Consider the following 12,397-nt stretch of genomic DNA (forward strand, 5'->3'; position numbering starts at 1 on the left):
TTATGTATGTGCCATGATGTTCTTCATCCACAGCTCCGCTGAAAACTTATAAATTCTATCAAAAAAAGCGTCCATCTCCGTGTTACTGGATGAGGACGCCTTAAATAAACAGATTTTCAGAAAAAATCATGCTCTCTAAACACCTTCCTATTTCCCGTAGGGTACTACTGTGTTTCCTAAACCTGGCAGGTCTTCTGGCTCCGGAATCATCGTCACTTGCAACTCCTTCCCGGCTTAAACCAGTGGATTATCGCTACTTGACTCCTCTGTTACAGTGGCGGGACCGCGCCGGTATCACACCGGACTTCCCTATTAAGCTTCCACCCTGACGGGCAAAGCACCAAGTTCCACATATTCAATTACACTTCTGTATCAGTAACGCGGGACAACATTTAATGATCAAAACTTTTCTTTTAAATTTGAAGCACTAGGTGCGTCTAATCTCGATTTCTCGAACCCTTTGGAGACACACCCTTCACTCGCTTAAACATCTTGGAAAACAGTAATGGGTCTGTATAGCCGACAGAATGGGCCACTTCGCTGACCGACAGCCCTGGATTCTGAAGAAGTTCGGCAGCCCGATTCATACGGTACTCCAGAAAAAAGGACTGTAGCGACATGCTATATCGCTCTTTAAACAATCCCGACAGATACGTGCGATCCAGTCCTACAGCTTGGGCAATATCCAGAATGGAGGTTCGCTGGCTGTACCTGTTCTCCATAAACTGCACCGCCTGCCGGATATACGTCTCTTTGTTCGAAAGGAGCTGCCCTATTTCTTCCTCTACAGGAGAAGAAGAGATTAATTCTGCCATCAAGCGGTACAAGAGACTCTGATTCATCACATCGCCTCCCGGACGCGTAGAAGCCTGGACCATCTCCGTATACAACTTTTCCATCGTATTTGTATCATGGGCATTATATATCGGGTGCTCCGGGCTCAATTGGGCACGTTGCATGAATGCTTTGGCTTGTATGCCTTTAAAACCAAACCACGAATACGTCCAGGGCTCCTTCGGATCCGCCTCATAATGAATAAGTGTGTCCGGGAGAATGACAAAACCCTGTCCCTCGCTAAGCTTGTATTCCTGATCTCCCATGTACACGGTGCCCCGTCCTTCATGGATGTAATGAACAATGTAAGAATCACGTACACCGGGTCCCCAATAATGCGCAGGATCACAGGCCTCCCACCCGAAAAACAACAACATCAGCTCCATCTGTGTCCAGCCTGCGGGAACCACATTCATCTCAATGCGACTCATTTTTCGCCCTCCATCCTGACTTCGTTCCGCTTACCTCTTTATTTAATATTTTATATTATAACAGCTAAAGTGCTTCCATATTAGTTGAAAGCGGGAACAAAAATGGGATTATGCCATGTTTGAAAGGGTTTGAGCCATAGTTATATGTGCCGAATCGGCCTATAGTTGGGGTACAACATTTTTCAGGGAGGCTAAACTTAAATGAATAAAATTACGTTTCTCGGTGCGGGAAGCACCGTCTTTGTTAAAAACGTATTGGGTGATGTCATGATGACCGAAGCACTGCAGGATTTTGAACTGGCATTGTTTGATATCGATGCTGAACGTTTGAGCGATTCAGAGCGTTTGCTGACCAGTCTGGCCCGTTCACTCGGAAGTCGTTGCGTTGTGAACGTATATCATGACCGCAAAGAAGCGCTACGCGGGGCCAAATATGTCATCAACGCCATCCAGGTCGGTGGATATGATCCTTGTACCATTACAGACTTCGAGATTCCGAAGAAATACGGACTGCGTCAAACGATTGCAGATACACTCGGTATCGGCGGAATTTTCCGTAACTTGCGGACGATTCCAGTCATGCTGGATTTTGCCCGAGATATGCAGGAAGTATGTCCGGATGCATGGTTCCTGAACTACACCAACCCGATGGCCGTGCTTACCAACGTCATGAATGTGCATGGCGGGATCAAAACCGTAGGATTGTGTCATAGTGTTCAGGTATGTGTACCACATCTGTTTGATGCACTGGGGATCGATCAGACAGGTGTTGTGGCTAAGATTGCAGGGATCAACCACATGGCGTGGCTGCTCGAAGTTACCAAAGACGGGCAGGATCTGTACCCCGAGATTAAACGTTTGGCGAAGGAAAAACAGAAAGAACAGCATGACGACATGGTTCGTTTTGAGTTGATGCAGCGTTTTGGCTATTATGTAACGGAATCCTCCGAACACAATGCCGAGTACCACCCTTACTTCATCAAACGGAATTACCCGGAGCTGATTGAACGCTTCAACATTCCACTGGATGAGTATCCACGCCGCTGTGTGAACCAGATTGAAGGCTGGAAAGAAATGCGTACCAAGCTGTTTGCCAGCGAAAATATTGAACATACCCGCAGCCGTGAATACGCATCGCATATTATCGAAGCGATGGAGACGAATAACCCGTACAAGATTGGCGGAAACGTTATGAACAACGGACTGATCACCAACCTGCCTCGCGAGGCTTGTGTTGAGGTACCTTGTTTGGTGGATGGATCAGGAATCAGCCCTACGTACATTGGGGATCTGCCTCCACAACTCGCGGCATTGAACCGGACAAACATCAACACGCAACTGCTAACAATTGAAGCGGCAATCACTGGAAAAAAAGAACATATCTATCACGCCGCCATGCTTGATCCACATACAGCTGCGGAGCTGTCTATCGATGACATCGTAGCGATGTGTGATGAGTTGATTGAGGCTCACGGCGACTGGTTGCCAAAATACACGTCATAATACAAAAGCACCGTTTCCTTTGCAGCTAAAGGGGACGGTGTATTGTTCGTTCTATAGCGCTCACCCGCTGAAGCGTACATCACATCATTTATAAGAAACGCCCCGCTCCATTAAACCTTATTCTGCAGGAAGCAAAAAGCGATAACCAATGCCAGGCTCCGTCTGAATATATCGGGGATTCGTTGGATCTTCATTTAATTTTTTGCGCAGATGTCCCACATATACCCGAAGATAATGGCTGTCGGACTCATGATGATGCCCTCCCCATACTTGCTGCAAAAGCTGACGCTGAGTGATGATTTTCCCTGCATTGGAGGCAAGCACCTTCAGCATCTCATATTCCGTTGGGGTTAATTTGACCAAAGCCCCCTCCAGTTCGACCTGCCTTTGGGCCAGATCAATCGTGAGTGATCCGAAGCGTAGTATTGGCTCATCCGTCGTTTTGGCTACATGACGCAGCGCCACCCGAATACGAGCGACCAACTCACCCATCCCAAATGGTTTGGTTACATAATCATCTGCACCACCATCCAACGCGGCAATTTTGTCTCCCTCCTGATCCTTCGCTGTCAGCACAATAATCGGTACCTGTGACCATTCGCGAATCCGGCGAAGCACTTCCATGCCGGACATGCCTGGCAAACCAAGATCAAGGATGATCAGATCCGGATGTACAATACTGGCCTGAATAACGCCCTCTTCGCCATCCCCACACTCGTGGAGATCGAATTGGTGCGCCTGTAGAGTGACCTTGAGCAATTTGCGAATCTGCGGCTCATCATCGATCACCAGTATGCGAGCCCCTAGTGGTGCGTTCATGTTATTCTTCAACCTCTCCTTGTTCTGAATAGGAAAACGACGATCCGTGAGCCTCCATGGGGATATCTATGCGCATTCTCGTTCCCCCGCCCGGATTCGGCTCTGCCACAATGGTACCTCCGTGGACTTCCACAACGCCTTTGCAGATTGCCAGACCAAGCCCCGTTCCTGTGACATGCTGAGTCGACTCTGAGCGATAGAACTTATCAAATATGCGCAATCTTTCCGCTTCCGGTATACCGATGCCTTGATCAGCTACCCAGATCGTCAATTGATTTGAACTCTTATCGCTTGCCACAGTGATGACAATCTTGCTCTCATCAGGCGAATATTTGATGGCGTTGCTGACGATATTGACCAGTACCTGCTCCAGCAATACTTCATCTCCGTAAATGAAGGCCGGATCATCAGGCAGTTCAACTTGAATGTTACGATGCGGACTGAATTCCCGAACCTGTATCAGTACAACGCTGATTATGTCCCCCACGTCACACCATTTCCGATTCAGCTGCAACATGCCGCTCTCCAGCCGAACCATACCCAGCAGATTCGTGACAAGACGATTCATACGCATGGCCCCATCCCGAATGTTGCCTGTTAATTCTCTCCGATCCTCGGGTGTAAAAAGAGTATCATTCTCCAACAATCCCGTAGCCGAGCCGATAATGGCGGTTAGGGGCGTACGCAATTCATGAGAGACAGAGTCCAGCAGCGCTGTGCGTATGCGCTCTGATTCAGCAGTGATCTGCGCCAATCGGGCCTCTTCCGCCAGCTTCACTCGGGCAATAGCACCTGCGGCCAGTCCTCCGCATGCTTCCAACAGACGAAGGTGTTCTTGCTGCTCATGAACCTCACCAGCGTCCATGCTCACGGCGAGCACGCCATGAATCTGCTCCTCTGTACGTAGCGGCACATATAGCCCGAGAGATTCCCGCAATGTGGATGATCCTTTACCAGCGATCTGTCCGTGATGATACACCCATTTGGCAATGGCAATCTCCGACTCTCCATCTCCCCAGCCATCCTTTTCCCCTTCTGATGCGGGTGCAAAAGAGCTTGTAACCAGCAGATCCCCCTGCCCATTCGGAAGATACACAGCTGCTGGCTTACCCAGGGTAAGCGATACTTGGGTTGCAATGTTAACCAGTAATGTATTCAGATCCGTAATAGCTGTCATCTGACGACTCAATGCGTATAGGGAGTTCGTCGTGGCCTCGCGTGCTTTTACCATCTCCAACTGTTGTCGCAATCGACCTGCAAGACTCGCTGTCAGGATCGCCACCGCAAGATACACAACAAAGGATATGAGGTATCTCAAGTCTTCAACCGTAAAGCTCAGATATGGCGGTACAAAAAAGAAGTCAAACATAATCACGCTAAAACTCGCGGCATATATAGCTGGCCCCATTCCCCAATACACGGCACTCACCAGTACAGGAAATAGGTATACTAGTGCTACATTAACCAGATCTCCACTCATGCCGATGGCATGAAGCAGCAAGGTTAGCAGTATCACCCCGAGGGTCACCCATACATATGCCGGAACCCGTTTCCCATGGGCTGCCCGCGTTTCTTTTTTTATTCGTTCAGACAAAATCATTCACATCCCGCTCAGTTCATAATCGTAATCTGCAACGATCAATACATCCAGATGCCGCGACAAACGTATAAGTCGGTTGACTACTGAGCCTGATCCACGGTATCCATTCAGCCACCACACCCGTCTTGCCTGCCCGACCACCAACTGGGTTGCTCGCGCCTCCGATGCCTTTCTTGCCAAAATCCCAGGTACATCCCGCAGCTTTGGGCTGTGGTGGATGTGAAATTGACCGCCAAGCCGAATCGTCAGCTGTTCCAACGCTTCCAGATGGCACTTCACCTCGTCACTCATAGACTCACCAATGTGGATATGGTGTACATGCCAGATGGCTTTTAGACGATAAGCCATGCGGAATCCGCGCCGGATCAGCCGCTCGGCATGGCGATCACTGCTTACACATACAAAGACTGCTTCCTGTCTGCGCCAAGGTCCTCGAAGTGCAATTTTGGCCTGCTGTGCTTCAAGCCGTTCATCGACATCGTCCGCCAGTTCACGAAGGGCAAGTTCTCGCAAGGCAATCAGATTACCGATTTTGAAGAAATTCGCAAGGGCTTGCTCGACCTTGGCAGTTGCATAGATTTTACCCTCCCTCATGCGCTGCCGCAAGGCCTGGGGTGCCACATCAATCAGCTGCACCTCATCCGCCTTCTGAATGATCCGATCAGGTACAGTCTCGCGCACACGAACACCAGTAATATGCTCAACGGCATCATTCAGACTTTCGAGATGCTGTACATTCATTGTGGTAATCACCGAGATGCCTGCATTCAGCAGGAGCAGGACATCTTCATAACGCTTTTGTCGGACACTTCCGGGCACATTTGTATGCGCAAGTTCATCCACAAGCACCACTTCCGGACAAAGACGCAGGATACCCTCGGTGTCCATCTCTTCCAGACGGGCCTCTTGATACTCTCGCTGTACGCGAGGGATCACAGATAAGTGACCCACCTGTTCCACGGTTTCCGCCCGCCCATGGGTCTCCAGCAAGCCGATCTGCACATCGATGCCCTTACGGAGCAAATCATTGCCTTCCCGCAGCATCATGTAGGTTTTGCCTACACCGGGTGCGGCTCCAATATATATTTTGAATGTGCCGCGCTGAATCTGACCAATCTGTTCCTTCATTTCCTGCTCGCTTAGTCTGCGGTATTTCAGTGACTCCACCTCGTTTAGCTTGGCCGGAACCACACGCTCACCCTCCCTGGCCGCTCGATCAGCAACAAGAAACAGATCCACACCACGTAATCTGCGTAACAGCGAGTTAACAACGGACCCCTGCCACAATTCCTGCCAGCGCGTACGCCGGGAGTGCCCCATCACAATCCGGGTGATTTGATGCTCCATGGCGTAACGTGCCAGCGTAGACGGGATGTTGCGACGGTGTAATATAGACAGCTCCTCCATATGGCCGCCAAACTTCTCCACTAGCTTGATCATATTGCGCCGAAATACGGTTGCCTCCTTGGTTAATGGCTGCTTCATATCCCGAAAAACCACGGCGCACAGATCACCGTTCAACCGTTTGGCAATCTGTTGTCCACGCCGGATATAGATCGAGCCGTTCCAATGATATTGCGTGGACACCAGAATCCGCTCCATGATGCCTGTTGTGACGGTAATTCCCATCTCCTCCCGATGCTCACGCAGGGATTCATTCACCCCTTCTGCCACCAATCTCAGGGCCAGTTCGCGCATAATACCCAGATTACCTTGACGAAATACAGCTGCTCCCTCATGCCCCTTCAGATGACCTTCTGCCAGACGGCTCAGTATCGTTTCCGGCGTGACGTCTATCAGCTTGACTTCATCCGCAAGTTCCAGTGTATCCGCGGGTACCGTATGTTCTGCTGCGATCCCTGTAAGTTGTCGTGCCAGCTCTGTATAGCCTTCCAGCTCATACACATTCACCGTTGTCATGACACTGATGTTGTTTCGGAGCAAGAACTGAATGTCCTCCAGTCGGGTAGCATAGCGAGCGCCTTCTCTGTTGCGATGTGCCAAACCATCCACCAGCACAACTTCCGGATTACGCGCCATTAGTGCATCCAAGTTCAGATCCTTCATCTCTACATCATCACTCTGGCGCACCCAGTGAATGCTTGGAATCCTTTCGAGTGCGCCAAGTTGCTCCACCGTTTCCGGTCTGCGCATCGTGGACACGGCACAGATGACCACATCAATGCCCTGTTGGCGTAACGTATTCCCTTCCCGCAGCATGTGATACGTTTTGCCCGATCCGCTGACTGGGCCGATGTAGATTTTGAGCGTACCCTGCTGCAGCTTCGTAATCATCTTCAGCATCTCTTCTGGTGACTTGCGCTTGAAGCTGTCTTCCATCCGTCCTTTCCTCCTTTCCTTTGAAAATAGGATGAAACAAATAGAGAAAGCCCCTCCCGATATATCGTGAGCAGGCTAATATGTTCGTTAGTTCATTTCTGCTGTCAGCGCCAGATTCAGAGCCGTTACATTCACACGTGGTTCCCCGAATATACCCATCTGACGACCTTCCGTATGCTCATTTACAAGTTGCACAAGCTGCTGTTCACTAAGCCCCGTAGCTTTGCTAATGCGTGGGATCTGTGCCTCAGCGGCTTCGGGAGAGAGATCCGGATCAAGTCCCGAACCTGAACCCGTCACGAGATCAGCAGGGATCTGCTTCAATCCCGTGTTTTCCTGCTGGAGCTGAGCAATCTTTTCCTTCATCTCGCCGATATATTCCTCCGAAGCTACGGCGCGATTTGAACCGGCTGAAGCCGTTGGGTCATAATCGGCATTTGATGCCCGGGGCTGGAACAGCCCCGACGATTGGATTTCCTGCGCCAGCAGGGACGAGCCGATGATTTTCTCATCTTGCGTAATCAGACTGCCATTCGCCTGCGCAGGAAAGAGAAGCTGGGCTACACCAGTCGTTACGAGGGGATAGATTAGGCCGCATATCAGCATAAGCACAACGGATAACCGTATGGCGGGCAAGAACATGTTCATACAGATCACTTCCTGAATTCATTAGGATAGAAGGACAATTTTGATAAGCGTTGTTATCTCGTTAAAGAATCCCCGACAGAACCATATCAATCAGCTTAATGCCGATAAAAGGTACAATCACGCCACCTACGCCATAGATGAACACATTGCGGCCAAGCAACCTTTCGGCTGACATCGCCCGATACTTAACCCCTTTCATCGCGATGGGAATAAGCAGCGGAATAATAATGGCGTTGAAGATCAGCGCCGACAGGATTGCGGACTGCGGTGAAGCCAGATTCATAATGTTCAGTGCCTGAAGTTGTGGCATGGCGAGAATAAACATGGCTGGAATGATGGCAAAGTATTTCGCGATATCATTGGATATCGAAAAAGTTGTGAGTGCGCCGCGTGTAATCAGCAGCTGCTTGCCAATGGAGACTACCGACAATAATTTGGTCGGGTCGGAGTCCAAATCAATCATGTTGGCCGCTTCCTTGGCCGCCATGGTGCCCGAATTCATCGCCAGGCCCACATCGGCCTGCGCCAGAGCAGGAGCATCGTTGGTACCGTCGCCCGTCATGGCGACGAGTTTGCCCTCCTGCTGCTCTTTTTTGATCGCCGCAATCTTGTCCTCGGGCTTCGCTTCGGCAATAAAATCATCCACGCCCGCTTCAAGCGCTATGGTCGCTGCGGTCAGCGGATTGTCGCCTGTACACATAATGGTCTTGATGCCCATGGCGCGCATCTCAGCGAACTTCTCCTTCAGCCCTGGCTTTACAGTGTCTTTCAGATAGATCACACCGTAGATTCGTTCATCGATGGCCACAGCAAGCGGCGTGCCTCCGGCCTTCGCAATACGGTTGGCGATCTCATCCAGATCACCCGGTATACGACCTCCTTCGGAAGTTATATATCTTTTGATCGCATCTACCGCACCTTTGCGGATCTTCATTCCGCTGATCAGATTCAGACCAGACATCCGGGTCTCTGCCGTGAACTCCACATTTTCCGCATTTGCATACTCCGTCTCAGCCCAGCTCTGGCCTTGTTTGCCTGCCAGTTCCACAACAGAACGTCCTTCCGGGGTCTCATCTCGCACAGAAGCCTGTAAAGCAGCTTGCGTCATCTCTGACAAAGTAATTCCCTGAACGGGAATAAACTCAGATGCCATGCGGTTTCCGTATGTGATCGTTCCTGTTTTGTCCAGAATCAGCGTGTCGATATCCCCAGCTGCTTCCACCGCTTTACCTGACATAGCGAGCACATTGAACTGTGTAACACGGTCCATCCCGGCAATACCAATGGCGGATAACAATCCACCAATTGTGGTTGGGATCAAGCAGACGAGCAGTGCGATCAATGTCGCCAGATCCAGTCGAATACCCAGGTAATTAGCCATTGGAACCATCGTGAGTATGACAATCAGAAAAATCAGAGTTAATACGGCGAGCAGGGTTGTCAGCGCGATTTCATTAGGTGTTTTCTGGCGCTGTGCACCCTCAACCAGAGAGATCATCCGGTCAAGGAATGACTCACCCGGATCGGTCTGAACACGAATGACGATATAATCGGACACGACACGTGTACCTCCGGTAACGGAGGAGAAATCGCCTCCTGCTTCCTTGATGACCGGGGCGGATTCTCCGGTAATGGCTGATTCATCAATGGAGGCCAAGCCTTCCATAATTTCACCGTCTGTTGGAATCAGTTCACCGACTTCTACACGGACCATATCGCCTTTTTTCAACTGGGTCGAAGACACTTGTCTAACCGTTCCATCCTTCTGCACCAGATTGGCCATGGTGTCCGACTTCGTCTTGCGTAACGTATCCGCCTGCGCCTTACCTCTTCCTTCTGCAAGTGCCTCCGCGAAGTTAGCAAACAGCAGCGTGAACAGCAAAATGAAAAACACAGCGATGTTGTACCCGCGCCCAGCCTCGGATGCGGTGAAGAGATCGGGATTAATGCATAATAAGAGCGTAATGAATGTACCAATCTCGACAATAAACATGACCGGATTTTTGATCATGACCACCGGATTTAGTTTCTTGAACGCATCGAGTGAAGCCTGAAGTATCATATCCTTGCTTAACGACCGTTTCGATCCGGGATCACGTTGAATATTACCTCGGTTGTTATCCGGCTCATTGCCCTTCGTTCTAAACATTTCTGTATCCATGTGTTGCATCGTCTGCTCCTTCTTTCGTTCAACTGCATTCATCGTGCACTGCCACCTCCATACGTTACGTCCTTGCACCAATTCCTCTGTTGCTCCCCTGTTGCATCCCTCATTGAATCATCGCCAGATGCTCTGCAATCGGTCCAAGAGCAAGCGACGGGAAGAACGTAAGCGCGCCGACAACAACAATCATCATGACCAAGATGCCAGCAAATAAAGGCGTGTGTGTACGCAGCGTACCTGTAGTTACCGGTACAACCCGTTTCGTAGCGAGTGAACCCGCAATGGCCAGCATGGCGATCATTGAAACGTACCTTCCCAGCAGCATAACGATACCAATTGCGATGTTGTAAAAGTCTGTATTGGCATTTAGTCCGGCAAAGGCCGATCCATTATTGGCTGCTCCCGAGGCAAAAGCATAGAGAACTTCAGTCAGGCCATGCATGCCCCCGTTCGAGATGGACGCAATGGCTTCGGGCCGCATAAGCGCGATTGCCGTTGGCGCAAGAATAATCAAAGGATGAATGAGCAAGGCGATGGATGCGAGCTTTACCTCTTTGCCCTCGATTTTTTTGCCCAGGAACTCAGGTGTTCGTCCCACCATCAATCCACAGATAAACACAGCAAGAATCACATACAACAGTCCGTTGATCAGCCCTACCCCTTTGCCCCCAAACACGTTATTGAGCATCATCTGAGCCAGTGACACCAGACCTCCAAGCGGAGTGAGCGACTCGTGCATATTGTTGACCGAACCTGTTGTAGCCGCCGTCGTGACCGCTGTGAATAAGGCCGATTCCGGTATGCCGAACCTGACCTCTTTCCCCTCCATATTGCCCTGAAGGCCTGCTGCATCCAACGCGGGTACACCGTGATATTCGGAGACAAAGACTGTGGTCAACATCACAAGGAAAAGAAAACTCATCGCTGCGAATAATGCCCAACCCTGCTTCCGGTTATTGACCATCAAGCCGAAGGCGTATACCAGTGCAGTGGGTAACAGCATCATACAGACGATATGCACCAGATTGCTCAGGGCCGTCGGATTCTCGAATGGATGTGCAGCATTGGTTCCAAACCAGCCGCCACCATTCGTTCCGATGTGTTTGATCGACTCCAGTGAGGCGACCATTCCACGTGAGATCGTCTGCTGCGCGCCTTCCAGCGTGGTTGCGTTCACCGCTCCCGCGAGTGTCTGAGGCACCCCCTGGAACACGAGGAACAAGGCCACGATGAAGCTCAGCGGTAAAAAAATTCTCGTAATCGACCGTACAAGGTCGACGTAAAAGTTCCCCAGTTCATCCCGGCGGCCTATCAGCCCGCGAATGAACGCAATAGCCACTGCAAATCCCGTTGCTGCCGACGTAAACATCGGAAACGTCACGGCCAGCATCTGTGACAGATACGACAAGGCGTTCTCGCCCGTATACGACTGCCAGTTCGTGTTGGTCATGAAGGATACCGCCGTATTAAATGCCTGCGCCGCTGGCATATTGCCGATGCCATCCGGATTGAGCGGTAAATACTTTTGCAACCGCAGCACCAGAAACATCAACACCAACATTACAAAGTTGGAGAGGAGAACAGCCGTTAGGTACTTTTTCCACCCCATGGATTCGTTCTCGCGTACTCCCATTACTCGATAGAGCAGTCGCTCCGGTCCACCAAAAATCCGATCCAACCCCGTTCGCTGTCCATCAAACACGTTCACTATATATTTTCCCACCGGTTTCACCAGCAGCAGGATGATAAGCAGCGTCACCGCTACTTGCACTACACCGATACCCATATCCGCATTTCCTCCCTATTCGACGTTCACTTGTTCGTGCATTACGCACATTGTCAGCATCAGAATTTCTCCGGCTTCACCAGCACATAACCGAGATATATCACCAGTGCGAGTACAATCATGCCGATGACAATCATTTGGCATCCCCCTCTCTACCCTCAAGCCTTCTCGCAGAATTTCACGAATCCCCAAAACACCGCAAACAGCAGCACAACCAATCCAATCATCGTGGCATCATTCACCATGCGCCCTTCCTCCCTCTCTCTACCGTT

General features: G+C 50.4%; 8 protein-coding genes and 1 riboswitch. Of the genes, 1 reads left to right on the forward strand and 7 read right to left on the reverse strand.

Translation table 11 applies throughout. The annotated features are described in order from the left end of the window. Positions 1-166 precede the first annotated feature (166 nt). A riboswitch (cobalamin riboswitch) is annotated at positions 167-360 on the reverse strand. A 77-nt stretch (positions 361-437) separates the two neighbouring features. Beyond that, positions 438-1,265: an AraC family transcriptional regulator gene (locus MHB71_RS23910; protein ID WP_340027877.1), complete on the reverse strand. Its 828-nt coding sequence runs from the start codon at positions 1,263-1,265 to the stop codon at positions 438-440. A 201-nt stretch (positions 1,266-1,466) separates the two neighbouring features. Between MHB71_RS23910 and MHB71_RS23915 the strand changes: the two genes are divergently transcribed. After that, positions 1,467-2,768 carry an alpha-glucosidase/alpha-galactosidase gene (locus tag MHB71_RS23915; protein WP_036616368.1) on the forward strand — a complete coding sequence of 434 codons (1,302 nt, stop codon included), beginning with the start codon at positions 1,467-1,469 and terminating at the stop codon, positions 2,766-2,768. A gap of 117 nt (positions 2,769-2,885) precedes the next feature. Here MHB71_RS23915 and MHB71_RS23920 read toward each other — a convergent pair whose 3' ends face one another. The 6 genes from MHB71_RS23920 to kdpA all read right to left on the reverse strand — a co-directional run bounded on the left by MHB71_RS23920 (position 2,886) and on the right by kdpA (position 12,119). Further along, positions 2,886-3,587 (reverse strand): response regulator, encoded by a 702-nt coding sequence (locus MHB71_RS23920; protein ID WP_340027878.1) that lies wholly within the window; start codon positions 3,585-3,587, stop codon positions 2,886-2,888. Between the two features lies 1 nt (position 3,588). Continuing rightward, positions 3,589-5,187, reverse strand: coding sequence for an ATP-binding protein (locus MHB71_RS23925; RefSeq protein WP_340027879.1), 1,599 nt, complete (start codon positions 5,185-5,187; stop codon positions 3,589-3,591). Next, the gene (locus tag MHB71_RS23930; protein ID WP_340027880.1) at positions 5,188-7,527 is read right to left on the reverse strand and encodes a histidine kinase; all 2,340 of its coding nucleotides are present in this window, start codon (positions 7,525-7,527) and stop codon (positions 5,188-5,190) included. It abuts the gene before it with no gap. Between the two features lie 87 nt (positions 7,528-7,614). Further along, positions 7,615-8,175 (reverse strand): potassium-transporting ATPase subunit KdpC, encoded by a 561-nt coding sequence (gene kdpC, locus MHB71_RS23935; protein ID WP_340027881.1) that lies wholly within the window; start codon positions 8,173-8,175, stop codon positions 7,615-7,617. Between the two features lie 61 nt (positions 8,176-8,236). Beyond that, positions 8,237-10,237, reverse strand: a complete 2,001-nt coding sequence (gene kdpB / locus MHB71_RS23940; RefSeq protein ID WP_340030222.1) for a potassium-transporting ATPase subunit KdpB — start codon at positions 10,235-10,237, stop codon at positions 8,237-8,239. A gap of 208 nt (positions 10,238-10,445) precedes the next feature. Further along, complete coding sequence (kdpA, locus tag MHB71_RS23945; protein WP_340030223.1) at positions 10,446-12,119, reverse strand: potassium-transporting ATPase subunit KdpA; 1,674 nt, start codon at positions 12,117-12,119, stop codon at positions 10,446-10,448. Between the last annotated feature and the right edge of the window lie 278 nt (positions 12,120-12,397).

Origin of the sequence: Paenibacillus sp. FSL H7-0940, assembly GCF_037979415.1 — a bacterium.
Lineage (GTDB): Bacteria > Bacillota > Bacilli > Paenibacillales > Paenibacillaceae > Paenibacillus > Paenibacillus amylolyticus.

Excerpts from the sequence above, each read along its gene's own strand:
- MHB71_RS23910 (WP_340027877.1), bottom strand. The coding sequence starts at position 1,265 with ATGAGTCGCATTGAGATGAATGTGGTTCCCGCAGGCTGGACACAGATG.
- MHB71_RS23925 (WP_340027879.1), bottom strand. The coding sequence starts at position 5,187 with ATGATTTTGTCTGAACGAATAAAAAAAGAAACGCGGGCAGCCCATGGG.
- MHB71_RS23920 (WP_340027878.1), bottom strand. The coding sequence starts at position 3,587 with ATGAACGCACCACTAGGGGCTCGCATACTGGTGATCGATGATGAGCCG.
- kdpB (WP_340030222.1), bottom strand. The coding sequence starts at position 10,237 with ATGATACTTCAGGCTTCACTCGATGCGTTCAAGAAACTAAATCCGGTG.
- MHB71_RS23930 (WP_340027880.1), bottom strand. The coding sequence starts at position 7,527 with ATGGAAGACAGCTTCAAGCGCAAGTCACCAGAAGAGATGCTGAAGATG.
- MHB71_RS23915 (WP_036616368.1), top strand. The coding sequence starts at position 1,467 with ATGAATAAAATTACGTTTCTCGGTGCGGGAAGCACCGTCTTTGTTAAA.
- kdpC (WP_340027881.1), bottom strand. The coding sequence starts at position 8,175 with ATGAACATGTTCTTGCCCGCCATACGGTTATCCGTTGTGCTTATGCTG.